The 17123-nt window shown below is 43.1% G+C and carries 17 protein-coding genes and 2 pseudogenes; 11 read left to right on the top strand and 8 right to left on the bottom strand.

Annotated features, from left to right (window positions below):
* The first annotated feature begins 256 nt into the window (after window positions 1–256).
* Window positions 257–1672, top strand: coding sequence for a helix-turn-helix domain-containing protein (locus LCF57_RS06160; RefSeq protein WP_225999908.1), 1416 nt, complete (start codon window positions 257–259; stop codon window positions 1670–1672).
* Window positions 1673–1823: 151 nt separating this feature from the next.
* On the opposite strand, the gene LCF57_RS06155 is transcribed toward LCF57_RS06160, so the two are convergent.
* Window positions 1824–2342 carry a DUF3231 family protein gene (locus tag LCF57_RS06155; RefSeq protein WP_225999907.1) on the bottom strand — a complete coding sequence of 173 codons (519 nt, stop codon included), beginning with the start codon at window positions 2340–2342 and terminating at the stop codon, window positions 1824–1826.
* A 192-nt stretch (window positions 2343–2534) separates the two neighbouring features.
* On the opposite strand from LCF57_RS06155, the gene LCF57_RS06150 reads away from it, so the two are divergent.
* Window positions 2535–2768, top strand: coding sequence for a WGxxGxxG family protein (locus LCF57_RS06150; RefSeq protein ID WP_225999906.1), 234 nt, complete (start codon window positions 2535–2537; stop codon window positions 2766–2768).
* 129 nt (window positions 2769–2897) lie between these two features.
* Here the strand turns inward: LCF57_RS06150 and LCF57_RS06145 are convergent.
* From LCF57_RS06145 to LCF57_RS06125, 5 genes and pseudogenes are all read right to left on the bottom strand, one after another.
* Window positions 2898–3058 (bottom strand): annotated as a pseudogene (locus tag LCF57_RS06145) (ran-binding protein 10); the annotation flags it as partial.
* Window positions 3059–3270: 212 nt separating this feature from the next.
* Window positions 3271–4666, bottom strand: a pseudogene (locus LCF57_RS06140) (ATP-binding cassette domain-containing protein); the annotation flags it as partial.
* A gap of 59 nt (window positions 4667–4725) precedes the next feature.
* Window positions 4726–5154: a MarR family winged helix-turn-helix transcriptional regulator gene (locus LCF57_RS06135; protein ID WP_225999905.1), complete on the bottom strand. Its 429-nt coding sequence runs from the start codon at window positions 5152–5154 to the stop codon at window positions 4726–4728.
* Between the two features lie 165 nt (window positions 5155–5319).
* The gene (locus LCF57_RS06130; RefSeq protein ID WP_225999904.1) at window positions 5320–5970 is read right to left on the bottom strand and encodes a hypothetical protein; all 651 of its coding nucleotides are present in this window, start codon (window positions 5968–5970) and stop codon (window positions 5320–5322) included.
* A 180-nt stretch (window positions 5971–6150) separates the two neighbouring features.
* Complete coding sequence (locus LCF57_RS06125) at window positions 6151–7155, bottom strand: SPRY domain-containing protein (RefSeq protein WP_225999903.1); 1005 nt, start codon at window positions 7153–7155, stop codon at window positions 6151–6153.
* Window positions 7156–7420: 265 nt separating this feature from the next.
* Between LCF57_RS06125 and LCF57_RS06120 the strand changes: the two genes are divergently transcribed.
* Together LCF57_RS06120 and LCF57_RS06115 are read left to right on the top strand one after the other, a co-directional pair.
* Complete coding sequence (locus tag LCF57_RS06120; RefSeq protein ID WP_225999902.1) at window positions 7421–7666, top strand: hypothetical protein; 246 nt, start codon at window positions 7421–7423, stop codon at window positions 7664–7666.
* A gap of 71 nt (window positions 7667–7737) precedes the next feature.
* Window positions 7738–8343: a dienelactone hydrolase family protein gene (locus LCF57_RS06115; RefSeq protein ID WP_225999901.1), complete on the top strand. Its 606-nt coding sequence runs from the start codon at window positions 7738–7740 to the stop codon at window positions 8341–8343.
* Between the two features lie 9 nt (window positions 8344–8352).
* On the opposite strand, the gene LCF57_RS06110 is transcribed toward LCF57_RS06115, so the two are convergent.
* The gene (locus tag LCF57_RS06110; protein ID WP_225999900.1) at window positions 8353–9042 is read right to left on the bottom strand and encodes an ArsR/SmtB family transcription factor; all 690 of its coding nucleotides are present in this window, start codon (window positions 9040–9042) and stop codon (window positions 8353–8355) included.
* 113 nt (window positions 9043–9155) lie between these two features.
* Here LCF57_RS06110 and LCF57_RS06105 point away from each other — a divergent pair, with 113 nt between their 5' ends.
* The 3 genes from LCF57_RS06105 to LCF57_RS06095 all read left to right on the top strand — a co-directional run bounded on the left by LCF57_RS06105 (window position 9156) and on the right by LCF57_RS06095 (window position 13039).
* On the top strand, window positions 9156–9776 hold the full coding sequence (locus LCF57_RS06105; RefSeq protein ID WP_225999899.1) for a flavin reductase family protein: 621 nt from the start codon (window positions 9156–9158) through the stop codon (window positions 9774–9776).
* A gap of 152 nt (window positions 9777–9928) precedes the next feature.
* Window positions 9929–11221 (top strand): homocysteine synthase, encoded by a 1293-nt coding sequence (locus LCF57_RS06100; RefSeq protein ID WP_225999898.1) that lies wholly within the window; start codon window positions 9929–9931, stop codon window positions 11219–11221.
* A gap of 156 nt (window positions 11222–11377) precedes the next feature.
* Complete coding sequence (locus LCF57_RS06095; protein WP_225999897.1) at window positions 11378–13039, top strand: CoA-disulfide reductase; 1662 nt, start codon at window positions 11378–11380, stop codon at window positions 13037–13039.
* On the opposite strand, the gene LCF57_RS06090 is transcribed toward LCF57_RS06095, so the two are convergent.
* Window positions 13024–13392, bottom strand: a complete 369-nt coding sequence (locus tag LCF57_RS06090) for a VOC family protein (protein ID WP_225999896.1) — start codon at window positions 13390–13392, stop codon at window positions 13024–13026. The two genes, LCF57_RS06095 and LCF57_RS06090, sit on opposite strands and share 16 nt — an antisense overlap.
* Before the next feature lie 143 nt (window positions 13393–13535).
* Between LCF57_RS06090 and LCF57_RS06085 the strand changes: the two genes are divergently transcribed.
* From LCF57_RS06085 to LCF57_RS06075, 4 genes are all read left to right on the top strand, one after another.
* Entirely contained in the window at window positions 13536–13865 is a 330-nt protein-coding gene (locus LCF57_RS06085; RefSeq protein WP_225999895.1) for a hypothetical protein, read from the top strand.
* Between the two features lie 351 nt (window positions 13866–14216).
* Window positions 14217–14339 carry a hypothetical protein gene (locus LCF57_RS27515; RefSeq protein WP_264083493.1) on the top strand — a complete coding sequence of 41 codons (123 nt, stop codon included), beginning with the start codon at window positions 14217–14219 and terminating at the stop codon, window positions 14337–14339.
* Window positions 14340–14474: 135 nt separating this feature from the next.
* Complete coding sequence (locus LCF57_RS06080; protein WP_413232184.1) at window positions 14475–14783, top strand: hypothetical protein; 309 nt, start codon at window positions 14475–14477, stop codon at window positions 14781–14783.
* A 760-nt stretch (window positions 14784–15543) separates the two neighbouring features.
* Window positions 15544–17046, top strand: a complete 1503-nt coding sequence (locus tag LCF57_RS06075; protein WP_225999893.1) for an HD-GYP domain-containing protein — start codon at window positions 15544–15546, stop codon at window positions 17044–17046.
* The last annotated feature ends 77 nt before the right edge of the window (window positions 17047–17123 follow it).

Below are 17123 nucleotides of genomic sequence, written 5' to 3'. Positions count from 1 at the left end.
AGCCGGATTGTCTAGAACGGGCTTTGTTCGAATTAGTGTTTAAGATATACCCGGAATGACCAAAGATGATAAAGCTGCTTAAAACGAGTGAACACCCTATCGGCTTCGGCTGGTAGGGTATTTTTATTTTATTTGATGCTAAAATCTGATATCTAACATTAGTTGCATGATATATTGACATATGGTTAATTTTGGACAACAATAGAATTCAATAATATAAAAATTTTGGAATTTTTATGCGAAGGGTGGATATGACATGAAGCATACACCTACGATTCGGGCGGAATTAGACAGATACCTAAAACAAGAGGGTTTGAACCTAACGCAATTCGGGCATATTGCAGGCATTAATAGGGGGATAGTAAGTGGCATCCTGACAGGAAATAGTCCTATATCTGTTAACCAGCTTGACCGAATCACTGAGGCCATGGGTTTACCGGAAGGCTACTTCTACGACTTATATGTAGAAAACTACATCATCGAACGTTCCCCCAATATGCGTAGAATTGAGCGGTTGCTATATCGTTGTGCAGAGCTGGACAAGCTGGATGCGATCAGTCGAATCGTTGGACAAATCATGGACAATCTACTCTATTCGCCTAAACTATTTGACATTGCAGAAGCGCTATTAGCACAAGGACGACATGCTGCTGCGCTGCTGCTCTATGAGAATGTAGCAGAAGTGGAGAAGTACCAACATTCTGAACGTTTGGCACTCTGTCAATATCGTATATTCACGATTCAGGTTGGAGATGACCAAAGCCAAAATCTCAGGGTAGCTACAGTATTTGAAGTTTTTGTTGAGCGCCTGGATGAAATAGACCAGCTTGATGCATTAAAAGATTTGGCTAACGTATACAGGTCTTTGCGTAAATGGGACAAGGTAGAGGAAATGGCGAGAAAAATGAGAGATAAAGCGGAAATCCAATATACTTGGAAACATCAACAGAAGAGCCAAGAACGCAATGAGGCTACTAAGAAGCTAAGTCGCCCCATGTTTGTATACATCACCTATGCCGATTTACTGTGTGCAAGCGTCTGTGAAGCCCGAGGCGATTATCAACAAGCACTACAATATACATACGCCTACGCTAATTTAGCTTGGGTAAAAGAGACTGACGAGGATACCCAACACTGGATCGGTTTGTTTCAACATTGGGCGGAAGGTAATACTTACGTATATAAGCTATTGTCAGGAGATATAAGTGTGCTTCAAGATTATGTTGAATATATAGCAGCAACAGTCTCTAATGAACAAGAGGAAATCTCCAAATTGTTGAATGTTATAATTGCAGCAAACCGATTTGAATTGGAAGTGGATGATATACTTCAACGGTTTGAAACGGAGATTAATTCGTTTTCTATACAGCCTCCATCTGATGATATATATACCCAACAGGTGATACCGGACTATATCGCGTGGTTTGGTTACGAGTTAGCTTATTATTATTTACATCGAGGTTATTACATTGATGGTTTTAAACATTTGATGTATTCAATGGTAAGTTATCATATACTAAATAATGAGACTTATTTTATAAATTGTATGGGTCTATTTTTACACTTTCAGGATTATACGGTTCCAGAAACTAAAGCAGCATTTTTAAATCTTATTGAAAAGGTGTGGATGAACAATGTTGAAAAAAATGGTACTGCTGATCATCGCGGCTAGCTTTTTGTTTATTGTTACTGTGCCGGATCAAGCCCTTAACCACCACCATAGTATTCAGCCTTACGTTACCATTGGAGGTGCTTAAACATAGATAGCAGAAAATCCCCGCTAACCTTAACTGGTCGGCGGGGATTTTTAAATTTTATTTCAATTATGCATTCACAGGCTCAGGACGCTTTAATTGTAGAGGTGGAGGAATAAGCCAGCCTTTTTCTTTGTTCATTTGAAGTATTCGAACGCCTAAAGCCGTCTTAGTAAGGTGATACTTAGCGAATAAAGCACCAATGTCTTCTCTGACTGATTGACCCATAGCTTGGCTACAAGTTGTAAGGCCAATGGAAGTATCTGAAGCGATTTTAGCTGCTATTTCGGGATCAGTAAACCTTGCACCTGCAGGAATATCTTCAAGTTTCACAGGTGGTCTTTCTGGCATGACAGGAGCTGGGGCAATTCCATTATCAGTGAGCAATGTATCGCATTCTTTGATCTCAAGTTTGGCCTGATCGATAAGATCATCAAGCATTTTTTTTAGTTCCTTGTCTCCAGCGTGGTTTAAAAATGCTTGGTAAAAGGAAATGCTGCCCTTTGCTAATGCAGAAAACATCCATACACTATAAATTTCTCCATAGTGCATAGGCTCATTTTTAGGATTACCGCTTAGGATACCCATTTTAATTACCACTCCTTTGTTTTTTTATTTTGTACGAGTTTATGGTGCCCAACAGTGAAAATTTAATGTAAGAATAGAGATGAGCCATAAGAGCACTTAAAATAAGTTGCATACAAAATAGGGTACATTGGACACGCTAAAATTATTAAAAAAACAACTGCAAACACTAAGAATAAAAGGAGTCGATTTGTGTTGAAAAAGGTTAAGACCATGCTTTTGATGGTAATAATGATTTCAAGTATCGGAGGATCTGTAGCATTTGCTGAAACCAGTACCACTGGGACAGGCACTAATGAGACAGGTACAGCCCAAATGCAAACAACTAATAACAATGGTGATGATGACAATGATAACTGGGGATGGCTCGGCCTTATAGGTCTAGCTGGATTACTCGGTTTAAGACGTCGTAATCCAGATAAACGTTGATTGTTATCACAGAAAAGTATCTATAAGGTACAAAGTAAAGAGCGGGTGGGATAGGATAAAATCTCACTGCTCTTTTAATTACCATTGTTAAAAGAACTAATGTTAGCCAAATTGAGTCCTTCTTTTATTTTATGTAGTTGAATACTCGCTTACTTCAAATGTAAGAATTTTATTGAATATTACGTAGTCTTTACGGCTGCTAAATGGACCTTTGTTGCACTTAGTTCTTTTTTACTCAGATCGAATTCCTTATCCAATCCATTGTCCATCGTTATAACCAAAATGGCTTGAGCCGTTACTATGACTTCTCAATACCATTTTTTTTTGGTTTTTCCCACACTACGTTTTTTGTAGCAGCTTATGTCGAGGAACTAAAAAAAGTCAAATAATTACTTTTTTATTTCAACTAGCGTTTGATTGACCGTAACAGAGCCGAGGAAAATAGAAAGGAGCCTCCAACCGCAAAAACTGCCATTGGAAGGCTCCTAAAAGCGCGTATTTAACTGCCATTATCCACAAGTCGATTCATATGAGCGATAAGACGGTCAACATCGGACATATGAAGGCCGGTGGTCGGTTCATCAAACACATAAATTTGACCGCTGTTTTGAAGTTCGGTTGCCAGTCGAATACGCTGCCGCTCGCCGCCCGAAAGAGTGTTGATTGGCTGTCCAAGCGTTATGTAATCCAATCCAACATCATGCATCCTGTCCAAAATGGATTTAATGGTTTTCTCATGAAAAAAGTTCCTTGCCTCCGTAATGTTTAAATTTAGAACATCGCTAATATTTTTCCCGCGCAGAGTATAGGTGAGTACCTGATCTGTAAATCTGCGGCCACCACACACTTCGCATGTGCTTACAATTGGGTCCATAAAAGCAAGATCGGTATAGGTAATACCAAGTCCCTTGCATTCCGGGCAGGCACCTGCGGAATTGAAGCTGAAAAGGGACGCGTTTACCTTGTTGGCCTTTGCAAATAACTCACGAATCGAGTCAAACATTCCTGTATAGGTTGCCGGATTTGAACGCTTTGAACCGCGCAAGTCGCATTGGTCAATAAAAACGGCATCGCAGTAATGCTTTGGCAATACACGGTTAATAAGTGTACTTTTTCCCGAACCTGCAACACCTGTTACAACGGTCATAGCTTCTTTCGGGATTTTTACCGATACATTCTTGAGATTATGCATCGTTGCATGTTCAATGGTAAGAAAGCCTTGTGGCTCCCTTCTGTTCAGCTTCAAACATAACTGGCGATTCAAATAACGTCCTGTCAACGTATCAGCATTCTTAAGCCCTGCGAAATCCCCTTGATAAACGATATTTCCACTGTAAGATCCTGCTTTTGGGCCAATGTCAATTACATGGTCAGCAATAGAAATCACATCAGGGTCATGCTCTACAATCAATACCGTATTGCCATTATCCCGCAGGAGTTTCATAAACGTGTTTAGCCTATGCACATCATGGGGGTGCAAACCAATACTGGGTTCGTCAAAGATATAAGTTAACCCTGTTAAGCTGCTACCGAGGTGTCGAACCATTTTGACTCGCTGAGATTCACCGCCGGAAAGCGTAGAAGTTTCCCGATTCAGGCTTAAATAGTTAAGCCCTATGTAAATCAGATTTTCAAGTCGTCCAACCAATGCAGGAATAATAGTGGAAGCCGCCAATTCTTTTTTGGTCTACAACAATCGCTACCGATAAGTTTTCCAGCGAATCCACATCTGGTTGTCCATAATGGGGGAGTCGATGTCTAACAAAACTCGTAAATGTTTCATTGAGCTGTCGTTGTGATTCTGCTGCAATCGTATCAAATACGAGTGATGACTTACCCGAGTCTGATACACCTGTAAAAACAGTAATTTGATTTTTGGGAATGCTTACGACCCCCATTCAAAAAGCTAACTAGTTATTTAATTTCCGAATGAAAATCATATAGCTCTGTCTTAATTTTATTTATCTTGAAGTGCGGCCGCCACTTTATGACAAAGTTCAGCAAAAATGGCTTGTTCACCTTTTGTAAGTATGGAAGCTGCTATTTCTGCCGCCTCGTTCCTACTTTGAGAAGCACCCGCTAAAAACTCTTGACCCTTGTTAGTAATTGCTGTTGTCTGCTCTCGTCGGTCTTGCTGCCCCTCGGTTTGTTGAATTAATTGCTTATCTTTCAACATACGGAGAATTTTTGATGTACTTGAACGTGATGACCCTAAAGCATCACTTATGACCGACGGCACCAATGGACCACGAATGCGCAAAAGCTCCAACACATCATATTGTGCCCAAGTAATGTGTTCGGGGTTTATTTTTGAACGTCTGGCAACTAGTACACATTGCAGGAACGATAAAGCATTTCCCAATTCATCAAAACTATTTATCTGCATGTAATCCCTCCCATTCTATTGTCCATTTTATCGAATTGGTTTCCTGTATTCAACTACTTTAGAATTAAGTATGGTGTTGAGCGACAGAGTATTTCGCTTTTTTATTGGAGTGAGCAATTTGCTTTGTTTAATAAAAAAAGCCCCGAAGGGCTTAAATGTTTAAATCTATTGATTTTCTTTTGTGAGAAAAGAAGCTGCTAATAGTGTAGTATTCGTATAGCCACCTGAAACATTTTCATATGAAAAATTAGCAATAGGAACTCCAATAACCGTAGCAGCGTCACCCTCAAAAATGTCCCCACTTGCTCCGGGGTAAACTGCCATTACTGTATTATCATTTTCATCACTAATATAAACGATAGCCATTGTTCCTACATCAGTGTTATCTTCTTCTATATCTATTACATCGCCGCTTATTTTTACAAATTTGTTTAAGTGTAAATTCAGACTTTTATTTAAGTGTTTTGTGGTGACAGATTTGTCCACCAGATTAATGACTTTGCTTTTATCTGTGGAAGGAAATAAGTCACCGTTTTTAACAATGAAGTCGTAAGATGTTTGCTCCATAGAAGCTTGATCTTCTGTTAAAACAGGTGTCCCATCTTTCATGAAATCGGCAAATAAATATTGTTGATCTGAGACTTGATTACTTGTAGAAGCTTCCTCAGTAATATTTTCGTTGCTCGCTGTTTGTTCAGTAGCAAAGGAGGTAGTTGAAGAATCAGACCCGAATTTTGTTGTTTCTTCTTTAATATTGCTTCCACAAGCTGTTAGAGCTACAGAAAGTAGAGCAATGAATAGAATTTTTTTGGACATGATGAATTCTCCTGTGAGTATCCTCATCGGTTGAGGTAGTTGCTCATTTTATCTTGTTACGTTTATTATCGAATATTGGCAGTAAATATATAACACTTTTTAGAGTTACCTAATTACTAGTCCTAAATATAAAGAAGGACTTCATTAGCACGTGGCTGATATGAAGTCCTTCATAATGTTTTATTTGGTTGAATATTCGCTTACTTCAAAGGTGAGTATTTTGTTGAAAATGACGTAATCCTTACGGTTACTGAATGGTCCTTTGTTATTATTATGCTTGTCAATGGCAAAGAAAGAAGCACCTCTACCAGCATCTTTAGCATCATACCAAGCGATGAAGGCGTTCAGTTCTTTTTTGCTCAGATCAAATTCTTTATCAAATCCATTGTCCATTGTTACAGTTAGAATAGCGCAATCACCAGTTGGTTGGGAGTTACCATCTGTATCCGACGGATCCGGTGTTGTAGACGGATCAGGTTTAGTAGATGGGTCCGGTGTTGTAGATGGATCAGGCTTAGTAGATGGGTCCGGTGTTGTAGATGGATCTGGTGTTGTAGATCCGTCCGTAGCTTGATAAGGTAAAAAACCTTCGGGAATAGGATATTTAAAGGAACTAGCTCCAAAATTAGCAGTGAGCGTTTTTTCTGATGATGTACCATTTAAAATCAGTGGAAACACTTGTGATCCAGCAAGCTCCGAAGGTTTTGCAATACTTGTTCCTTGGGAAACCCCATTTTTATACCATGTGATCTTGTCGCTGTCCAAATCTAGAGCTACACCAATAACGTCTTTGTTGCCGAATTGACTACCATAAGTTGTTCTTTGAAACTTGTCTGATGTGTTTTTTGTTTTAATAAATAATTCAGGAGTGAATCCATAAGCTGTAATTATATCCCATGAGGATGATGGTAATGCACCTGTTTCTCCAGTAATTCCTATGGCAACTGCAGACTGAACCCATGTATCTTTTATTGTTATTTCCCAGTACCATTTACCTGAGGTTTTTCCTATGGTTGCTTTGTCAGCTTCATTTATTTTCGTGAGAGTTCTATCTAAAGATCCATTTGACCAAGTCACATTTGCCGTTTCTGCTTTTGTAACTGTAGGGAACAATGAGAACACCGAAACTCCAAGGAGTAGGGCTAACATCATAGTTCCTAGTTTTTTTAATATGATATTTTTCATGACTTCCTCCTAAATATATGTAATAACAAGTGAATTATAAAACTCTATGGGGAAAATTGTCTAAACATTAAATTCTATATATTACAAATAAGATATATAGTGGAATTTAAATTTTTGAGGTACGTAGGTCGTCGATAATGTATAAAAAGGTACTTGGCATTAAATTGAGTGAAATGAGCGTATTTCAGTACCGCTGTTAGTCAAATGATTATCGTAGAAGGAAACCTTATATGATCTACCGAATGAATTTGTGGAGGTGATCGTCATGAATCGCACATTTAAAATATTAAATACGGACATGGAATTGTTTGGAGCTGCTTTGGTTCAGTTGCACGTATACGTTGCATCTATTGATGAGGAATTACGCGTAACGTTTGAGGATTATGGTGGAGTAGTAGAGAAGATTACGCCGGAATCGGTCAAGATTGCGGGTAAAATTTTTAGGCGAGACCATTTCGAGTTTCGGGTATACCTAGTATCAGGGAAAACGCAGGATGACCTAATAACTTAAAAACAATATATACCAGGATCATTGGAATGGATATAATGTTCCTAATAAAAGGAGTTGGAGGTACACACACCATGATAAGCATTGAACAAAAGTCGGACACCGTAATCGTTGTGTTGCATGAGATTTACGGGATGAACCAGCATATACAGCATATGTGCAGATTATTATCGGATCAGGGGTATGACGTGATTTGTCCAGATTTACTGGGAAGACAAGCCCCCTTTGACTATTCACAAGAGGAAGCTGCCTATCAAAATTTTGTGGACAATGTAGGCTTTACCCACGCTTCATCACAAATTAAAAGTTTGTTATTAAGTATTCGAGATCGCTATAACAAAATATTTATCGTCGGATTTAGCATAGGGGCAACGACTGCCTGGCTATGTAGTGAAGAGCAATGTGTCGATGGCCTCGTAGGATTTTATGGCTCACGTATTAGAAATTATTTGGAAGTGACCCCACAATGTCCAACACTGCTATTTTTCCCACAGGAGGAGCCATCCTTTGATGTAGGTGAGCTAATTTCTACCTTAGATCACCGCCATAATGTCAGAGCATACCAATATAACGGACAACATGGATTCAGTGACCCGTACTCTTCACGATACAATGTCCATTCAGCTCAAAAATCGTTAAATGAAATGCTGGCTTTTTTAGAAAAAGGGACGCTTTCATGAGTAGCTAATCTAGCCGATGTCTATTGAAAATAGTTCTATAAAGCCTCTCTTACCCTCTGCTGTAACGCGTATCGCCCGGGTTGTGGGCAGACGTTCAATCCAGTGTAAGGCCAATAATCTGTCTAAAAGGGCACTCCCCAAAGCCCCGGCTAAATGGTGGCGCCGTTCACTCCAATCCAGACATTTATGGGAGAAGGAGCGGCGTTTTTGTCTCGTTTGTGTAAGATCAACCTGGAAATCTGCAAAGAAAGCCTCTCCTTTTCCGGTAATGTGAAGTCCGTCCTGATTCTCGGACAGAATCCCCTTTTGCATCAAAGAATTCATGATTTGTACGCCTAAATGACCTGCAAGATGGTCGTAGCAAGTTCTTGCCAACCGTATGGCCTCGTTTTCAGCGGCTTGTTTGAACGATTTAATTTGAACGGGCGGAGCTATGGATAAAAGTGACTCCATCACGCGGGCAACCTCAGGATTTTGTATGCCGAAATAGCGATGTCGTCCTTGTTTTTCCACAGTAACGGCTTGTGCCTCGATCATTTTAGATAAATGAAAGCTGGCCGTTTGCGGTTTAATACCAGCCATATGGGCCAATTCGCTTGCCGTATGGAACCTGCCGTCTAATAAAGCGGTAAGTATGGCAGCACGGGAAGGCTCGCTCACGAGAGAAGCAATCATGGCTACATTTGATTTGGTGCTCATGGCACAGTTAACCCCCTTTGTAATTCATACTTCTGTAATCCATACTTCGATGAAGCTTGAAATGTTTTTATTTTACAATAAGGAGGCAGATATGAACAGAAGGAGAAAAGAACATGAAACCCATAAGTCATAATCAAGACATAAAGACGATTAATCCAAGCATTTTATATTACGGGACACCTGTCGTTTTGCTTAATACATTGAATGAGGACGACACTGTAAATATTAGCCCCATCTCCTCCTCATGGGCATTGGGCGATTGCCTGGTATTAGGCATTGGAATAACCGGGAAAGCGTTCGAAAATATGAAACGGCATTCTGAATGTGTCATCAACGTTCCGGGGCCTTCTATGTGGGAGAATGTAGAACGCTTGGCTCCCTACACAGGCAAAAATCCTGTACCGGCGGAAAAGAAGCAAAATGGATTTACCTATCAAAAAGATAAGTATGAGATTAGCGGATTAACTCCGATTGAATCTATTAGGGTCAAGCCCACCCGAATCAGGGAATGTCCTATTCAGATTGAAGCTGAGGTGAGACATATCCGCATTCCTGACCACGCTTCTTATTTTGCGATCGTCGAAACCCAGGCTGTGCAGGTACATGTTCACCAGGATAAGCTTCTAGGAGAAAACCATATTGATCCGACCAAGTGGAGTCCTCTCATCTATAATTTCCGCCATTATTTTGGTTTGGGTGACCATTTGGGCAAAACCTTCCGAGCCGAAACCTGATGATTCAACAAAATAATAATTTCCTACCTGAATAATGAGAATTATCTTCCCAAATGATTCATTTTGTGCGAGAATGATTGAAAAATCATCTACGACTATGCATACAGGAAGAGACGATTCATACAGCACGTATAACAAGGGAGGAAATAACCATGTCAGAAGAACGCAAGCTGTCATTTGAAACTCTCGCTGTCCACGCCGGACAACAAATTGATCCTACTACTTTTGCCCGTGCCGTTCCGCTATATCAAACGACTTCGTATGGATTTCGGGATGCGGAGCATGCGGCTGATTTGTTCTCACTAAAAGAGTTCGGCAACATCTATACGCGTCTGATGAATCCGACCACGGATGTGTTCGAGCAACGGATTGCGGCTCTGGAGGGAGGAGCTGGTGCGTTGGCAACGGCTTCGGGAGCAGCAGCGATTTCCTTTTCCATCCTGAACATTGCAGGAGCAGGAGATGAAATTGTATCGGCCTCCAGCCTGTATGGCGGTACATATAATCTATTTTCTACCACACTACCGAAATTGGGCATTAAGGTGCATTTTGTCGATTCGGACGACCCGGAGAACTTCCGCAAAGCCATTACGGATAAAACGAAGGCTATATTTGCGGAAACGATTGGCAACCCGCAGGGTAATGTGCTGGATATAGAAGCTGTTGCGGCGATTGCACACGAATATGGCATTCCGCTGATTGTGGATAACACGTTTCCGAGCCCCTATTTATTGCGACCTATCGAATACGGAGCGGACATTGTTGTGCATTCGGCCACGAAATTTATTGGTGGACATGGTACATCTATTGGCGGTGTGATCGTGGACAGCGGCAGGTTTGACTGGAAGGCGAGCGGCCGTTTCCCGGGACTGACCGAGCCGGACCCAAGCTACCACGGGGTCGTGTATACCGAGGCGGTGGGACCGATCGCGTATATTATCAAAGCGCGAGTGCAATTGCTGCGTGACCTGGGTGCAGCTATTTCACCATTCAACTCATGGCTGCTGCTGCAAGGCCTGGAGACGCTCCATCTGCGGCTGGAGAGACATAGTCAGAACGCACTGAAGGTAGCGCAGTATCTCGAAAGCCACAAGGATGTGGAGTGGGTCAGCTACTCCGGATTGCCGAGCCATCCATCCTACGAGTTAGCCCAAAAATACTTGCCTAAAGGGCAAGGAGCGATCCTGACCTTTGGCATCAAAGGCGGGAGTCAGGCGGGAAGCAAGCTGATCGCCAATGTGAAGCTATTTTCCCATCTGGCTAATGTGGGTGATTCCAAGTCTTTGATCATTCACCCGGCGAGCACAACGCACCAGCAGCTTAGTGCGGAGGAACAGGTTGCTGCCGGGGTCAAACCGGAGCTGTTGCGTCTATCCGTTGGGACAGAAGCGATTGAAGATATTTTGTACGATTTGGAGCAAGCGATCGCGGCCAGTCAGCGGTAGATAGGGATCGTTATTGGTTTGATAGACGAGTGTGATAGGCATTCGTTAGGATTCAGTGGTTGATCAGGTGGGGGATATCCTCCATCTTTTTTGCGTTGACAATATACCCCTATAGGTATATTATATACCCTATAGGGTATACAAGGAGGCGAAGGAATGGGCAGAAAAATAGTTGTTATTGGCGGGGTAGCAGGCGGAGCTTCTGCTGCGGCGAGATTGCGGAGATGGAATGAGGAAGACGAGATTATTTTGTTTGAACGCGGAGAGCATGTTTCTTTTGCGAACTGCGGTCTTCCTTATTATATTGGCGGGACGATTCAGGCGCGTGAGAAGCTGTTTGTCCAGACACCCCAAGGGATTAGAGAACGCTTTAATATTGATGTGCGGGTGCTGAACGAAGTGGTGCAAATAGACCGCGAGCATAAGCTCGTCCGTTTCCGTGATATGACGACAGGAGAGACGGGAGAGCAGCCGTATGACGTTGTGGTATTGTCGCCAGGAGCCAAACCGATGATGCCGGACATTCCTGGCTTACATGAAGCCGCGAATGTATTTACGTTAAGAAACATTCATGACACGGACGTCATTAAGACATATGTAGATGAAAGCCAGCCCAAACATGCCACGGTGATCGGTGGTGGATTTATTGGGCTGGAGATGGCTGACAATTTGCGGGAACGCGGCCTTGCGGTGACCCTTGTTGACATGGGACAGCAAGTCCTTAATCCGCTAGATCCTGAAATGGCCAAGCTGGTAGAGCAGCATATGAAGCTCAACGGGGTGGAGATACGTTTAGAGGAAGGAGTCGCGGCTTTTGAAGACCAGGGAACACAGCTTCGCTTGACCTCAGGCGATATGCTTCGGACAGACATGGTTATTCTGGCAATTGGTGTTGTTCCTGAAAATGAGCTGGCCAAGCAAAGCGGATTGGAGCTTGGTTTTCACGGGGCCATTCAGGTAAATGCCCAGCTGCAAACCAGCGATCCGGCCATTTATGCGGTAGGGGACGCTATCCAGGTCAAAGACCGCAATCATGGATTTGCGACCATGGCGCTGGCTTGGGGAGCCAATCGGCAGGGGCGTTTGGCGGCAGATCACATTAACGGTCAAGCCATTTCCTATGATGGCGCGCTCGGGACTTCCGTTATTAAGGTCTTTGCATTGACCGCAGCCTCTACAGGAAATAACGAAAAAACATTGTCACGGCTGGGCGTTCCCTATAAAGCGATTCATATTCATCCCGGTTCGCATGCAGGTTATTATCCCGGGGCATCGCCAATTTCCATCAAGCTGCTGTTTAATCCAGGCACAGGTATGATCTACGGGGCACAGGCTATTGGCGCCGACGGAGCAGACAAAAGGATTGACATCATTGCGACAGCGATTCGCGGCAATCTGAATGTCCGTGATCTGGCTGACCTTGAGCTTGCTTACGCGCCTCCATATTCTTCGGCAAAAGATCCTGTGAATATGGCTGGTTACGTGGCTTCCAATATCATGGATGGGCTTGTCCAAACGTTACAGTGGCATGAGGTTGACGATTTTCACCGCAATGGCGGTGTGATTATAGATGTCAGGGATCAGGTGGAGCTGCGGGCTGGAGCCATTCCGGGTTCTATCCATATTCCTTTGGCTGAGCTTAGAGATCGAATGTCTGAAATCCCTCGTGACCTGGAGATCGCGGTATCTTGTCAGGTCGGCTTGCGCGGCTATCTAGCGGCCAGAATTTTGACTCAGCACGGTTATTCGGTGAGAAACGTGGATGGTGGCTACAAGACGTATTCGGTTATGGCTGAGCGTGCTTATCTCTTGAAATAGTTCATTACCCATCCAATCTGATTCAGGTGATCCGTGACTTGGCCGTGCAGCGCACCAAAAAAGGTGTCCTGCAGTTCCACGGTGATGGTCCCTTTTTCGGCGAGTGCGTGGTAAGCACGTTTAAGCTCCTCCTCACTCTCACAGTCGAGAATGATTTGTACAGGCTGTGCTTTCAGCGGTTTGCCGTAGGAATCGGAAAAATGAATATGACTGTTGCCGAGGTGCAGTTCAGCGTGTAAAAGCTTGCCTTCATGCTTATTCAGCACTTTGATTGTTCCACCTAAAACAGATTGATAATAATCAATCGTCTGCTGTACATCGTTTACAATGACATAAGGGCTTGCACTTCTCATGGGATCATTTCCTTTCATGCCTTTGATAGAGGACTTCTACTACTATATATTATTTACGCTATCCGTGGGAATTACCCCTTTTCTTATCAAAAATGGCTTGGTTCACTGTGTGACGTCTGTTACAATGGAAGAGACATTTATGAATGGATAGAAGAGAGGTCGAACAGGTGGGCACTTCAATGATTTGGGAAGCAGTTATATATTGGGTGATCTTGGTGATCTCTGCGCTGTGTGTGATCGCAGTATCAGGTAGCCGGAAGACGGCAAGCACGATTATTTTGGCGCCCGTTGTTTTATTTTGCACCATATTTATGATGCAAGGCTCGATGTTTAATACGATGAAGCACCCGACGATGGGAGCGAATGTCGGTTTGGGTATGGCATTTCTGACAACATGGGTGGTCAGCGGAATATTGTTTGCCGTAGCGCTTGTGATTGGTTTTATTAAATACAGCAAGAAGAGTAAGGCGTAATTCAGCCTTAATCTCAGGTGAATAGAGGCTTTCGGCAATATGTCGAAAGCCATTTTTGTATATTTTTTTAACCGACGGGATGCCTAGGTTTATCTGCGTCTTCTCATAAGCAAAACAACGATCAGCACGACGATGATGACGATCAAAAGAAATTTCATATTTGATAACCTCCTTGGTCTGTTATATGTGGTATTGCCATATGTGGTATTAACCATATTTGGTCAGCATGCACCGAATACCCACAACCAGAGCCCTCTTGTTAAGGGGGTGGAAAAAAATAGACTGAAGGATCAAAAAGAGGTTTACACTCTTGGCTGGAAAGTGTATACATAAAGTAAGGAGGCGATTGCCATGAGTGATCGTGCATTTCATTTGTTCTATATTATTTTCCTAACGGTTCTGGCACTAGGAAGCGTTGGGGGAATCGTCTGGTGGCTGCGCTCTGTCGGCCGTCAGGAGAAGGAAAAAAACTGAATTTGACATGGGCATACAAGCCCAAATGCATCTTCCGGTAGGAGGGTGCATTTTTATATGTTACAATGGGAACATATGTTCTTTGCTATTATCATCCCGGTCAATGGCTGGGAACCTGGAAAGGGAGGAAAGATGATGCTGCCTGATTTGGAACGAAAGCTATTACGTATCTTGTACAACTATTTTGCCCAGCATCGCCACATGCCGACGATGACGGAATTAACCGTCAAAACGGGCAAGCGAGACGCTGAAATTACAGCCGCCTTGCGACATATGGAACAAGAGCGCTATATCACATGGGAAAATAACACAGGTACCCAACATGTAATTTTACTGGAAGGGTGGGAGCGGCCTTCGGTCCATAGGCGTACTCCAATGGGAACAGGGCGTTCCACTACACCGACGACACCGCTGGACAATACAGAATATTGGACGAATTATTAGAAGGTGAGGATTTTACAAAATGCTAAGACATTTTAAACTGGAAAATTAATGAGTTTTTAAGGTGCATATCATTTAATTTTAAGAAAGAGAGACTATAATGACCGTATTAACCCCTTTTTGATCAAGCTATAGGCCCTGTCGATGTATCGGCAGGGCCACTTTTTTGTTCATACACATGCTCATCTGGTGAATCAAACACACTTATATCCATAAAAAATAACAACTAAAAATCCCCCGGGGATCATCCGGAGGATTGATTGCAGTCTACGTAGACTGCATGGCCTGCTCAAACTTCATCGTTTGACGGCATAATATATATTCAACCCCTGCTACCTTGCATAATATGGTCAGCATGTTCATAAGGGGCAGTCTGATTCCACTGTTTATTTTCCAAACGACAAAAGCCCTACCTCTCTTTCGTCCTTGCGGCTCCGATGACCGCGCCAGTGTGAATGTGAAAATCTTACGGCAAAAGCTCAAAATTCTACATTTGGGTTATACATAAAATTTGGAGAAGCTCCATGCGGTGATAAGGAGTGTAGCCTATTGCGCGGAATCCTATGGGGTTAATACATACTTTAATATTATAGCAAGAATGATTCTAAAACACAAGGGGCTTTTAATTGTAATCACGACAACTGCGTATCATCGGATATGTGGTTGTTTTGTTGGCAATGAAGGTTAACTTTTGACGGTTGGACTCCGATATTGAATAAACAAGATATTATATGAGCGTACGGATGAAAAGAGGGGTAGCTATTTGCCGATCTATAAGCGCTTTATTCAGCATGTTATCCTGAACTATGTTATAGGTTCGTTGATCGCTGTATTATTGGTAGGTGCGATTTTTGTATTTTCCACGTTAAATGTAGCCCACTATGAATTTCTGGGGCTTGTGAAAATCATTTTATTTTCCAGCATGATTATGATTGGCTGTGAAGTTACTGCGTTTCGGATGCATCTGAGACCTGTTCATCAATTTTTCCACGGCAAACCAACAACATTCGAGGATGTAGAAGCGGTGTATATACGGGTTCATCATCTGCCTAATTTGTCGGTTTTACGTATTATAGGCCCGCATTTGTTGGGGTTCTCCATACCGGCAGCAGGTATAGCCCTATGGATGATACATACCGGACAGCTTACCTTTCCCTTTTATTACGTAGGCATTGCTTGCATAGGGGCTTGTCTGGTTGCTTCTATGCACGCACTGGTTGAATTTTTTCTGACGATGAGAGCGATTCGGCCGCTGCTGGAGGAGTTTCAGGAACGGACGTATCAGCAATATGGACTGAACCTGTCACTGCGAGGGCGCGTGCTGCTATCACTGCGGCATAAATTTCAGTTGAGCGCGACGCTAATCGGTGCTTTTCCGCTGTTTTTATTTTGTCTGGCTACGCAGATTCGGCTGGAACGATTGGATGCGACGCCCTCCAGCTCCTATTGGCTATGGGCAGGAACGATTTTAATTTTTGGTGTGGCTTTTGCCTATTTGGGAGGAAGACTGCTGACCCGTGAGATCGAGCAGCCAATCCATCACCTGCTGGAAAAAATGAACGAAGTGCGGGAAGGTCGCCTGAACAGTAATGCCAGCGATTTGTATTCCGACGAATTTGCGGAGCTGGTCGAAGGCTTCAACATGATGATCGAGGGCCTCAAGGAGCGGGAAGAAAAGAACGGTCAGCTATTGGACAGTTATTTTGCTACTTTGGCGGCGGCCCTGGATGCCCGGGACGCCTATACCGCGGGGCATTCTTTGCGTGTGGCTGAGTATTCTGTGCTCATTGGGCGAAAAGGTGGCTTGAACGAGACGGATCTCGACTTGCTGCGTAAAACAGCCTTACTGCATGATATCGGTAAAATCGGCGTGCCTGATGCTGTACTGCTCAAGGATGGCAAGCTGACGGACGAGGAATTTGACCAGATTAAAATGCACCCCGTCATGGGAGAAAGCATTCTCCGCCAGGTTGAACCGGCTTATGCCATGGCTCCTTATTTGCCTGGCGTGCGTTCGCACCACGAGCGTTATGATGGCAAGGGATATCCTGACCAGCTCTCCGGGGAGGATATCCCGCTTTTTGGACGGATTATTGCGGTGGCAGACGCATATGATGCGATGACGTCGGATCGCCCATACCGTAAAGGTATGAAGGAAGAGAAGGCGGTTATGATATTGGAGGAAGGAAAAGGGACTCAGTGGGACCCTTACTTTGCCGAATTATTTGTCAAGGAATGGCGCCGGAATAAAGGCATCATAAGCTGAAATCAGAGATAACTCCACGAGGGCGAGCCACTGCGGTTCGCTTTTTTTGATACCCCATAGAACGTCATTGGACATGT

The organism is Paenibacillus sp. BJ-4 (assembly GCF_020404765.1).
Classification (GTDB): Bacteria; Bacillota; Bacilli; order Paenibacillales; family Paenibacillaceae; genus Paenibacillus.
Note: the sequence above shows the minus strand (reverse complement) of the source record. Positions and strands in the feature narration are given on the sequence as shown.

Excerpts from the sequence above, each read along its gene's own strand:
- LCF57_RS06100 (WP_225999898.1), top strand. The coding sequence starts at position 9,929 with ATGTCAGAAGAACGCAAGCTGTCATTTGAAACTCTCGCTGTCCACGCC.
- LCF57_RS06120 (WP_225999902.1), top strand. The coding sequence starts at position 7,421 with ATGAATCGCACATTTAAAATATTAAATACGGACATGGAATTGTTTGGA.
- LCF57_RS06095 (WP_225999897.1), top strand. The coding sequence starts at position 11,378 with ATGGGCAGAAAAATAGTTGTTATTGGCGGGGTAGCAGGCGGAGCTTCT.
- LCF57_RS06090 (WP_225999896.1), bottom strand. The coding sequence starts at position 13,392 with ATGAGAAGTGCAAGCCCTTATGTCATTGTAAACGATGTACAGCAGACG.
- LCF57_RS06155 (WP_225999907.1), bottom strand. The coding sequence starts at position 2,342 with ATGGGTATCCTAAGCGGTAATCCTAAAAATGAGCCTATGCACTATGGA.
- LCF57_RS06080 (WP_413232184.1), top strand. The coding sequence starts at position 14,475 with ATGCTGCCTGATTTGGAACGAAAGCTATTACGTATCTTGTACAACTAT.
- LCF57_RS06105 (WP_225999899.1), top strand. The coding sequence starts at position 9,156 with ATGAAACCCATAAGTCATAATCAAGACATAAAGACGATTAATCCAAGC.
- LCF57_RS06115 (WP_225999901.1), top strand. The coding sequence starts at position 7,738 with ATGATAAGCATTGAACAAAAGTCGGACACCGTAATCGTTGTGTTGCAT.
- LCF57_RS27515 (WP_264083493.1), top strand. The coding sequence starts at position 14,217 with ATGAGTGATCGTGCATTTCATTTGTTCTATATTATTTTCCTAACGGTT.
- LCF57_RS06110 (WP_225999900.1), bottom strand. The coding sequence starts at position 9,042 with ATGAGCACCAAATCAAATGTAGCCATGATTGCTTCTCTCGTGAGCGAG.
- LCF57_RS06160 (WP_225999908.1), top strand. The coding sequence starts at position 257 with ATGAAGCATACACCTACGATTCGGGCGGAATTAGACAGATACCTAAAA.
- LCF57_RS06135 (WP_225999905.1), bottom strand. The coding sequence starts at position 5,154 with ATGCAGATAAATAGTTTTGATGAATTGGGAAATGCTTTATCGTTCCTG.
- LCF57_RS06125 (WP_225999903.1), bottom strand. The coding sequence starts at position 7,155 with ATGAAAAATATCATATTAAAAAAACTAGGAACTATGATGTTAGCCCTA.
- LCF57_RS06130 (WP_225999904.1), bottom strand. The coding sequence starts at position 5,970 with ATGTCCAAAAAAATTCTATTCATTGCTCTACTTTCTGTAGCTCTAACA.
- LCF57_RS06085 (WP_225999895.1), top strand. The coding sequence starts at position 13,536 with ATGGATAGAAGAGAGGTCGAACAGGTGGGCACTTCAATGATTTGGGAA.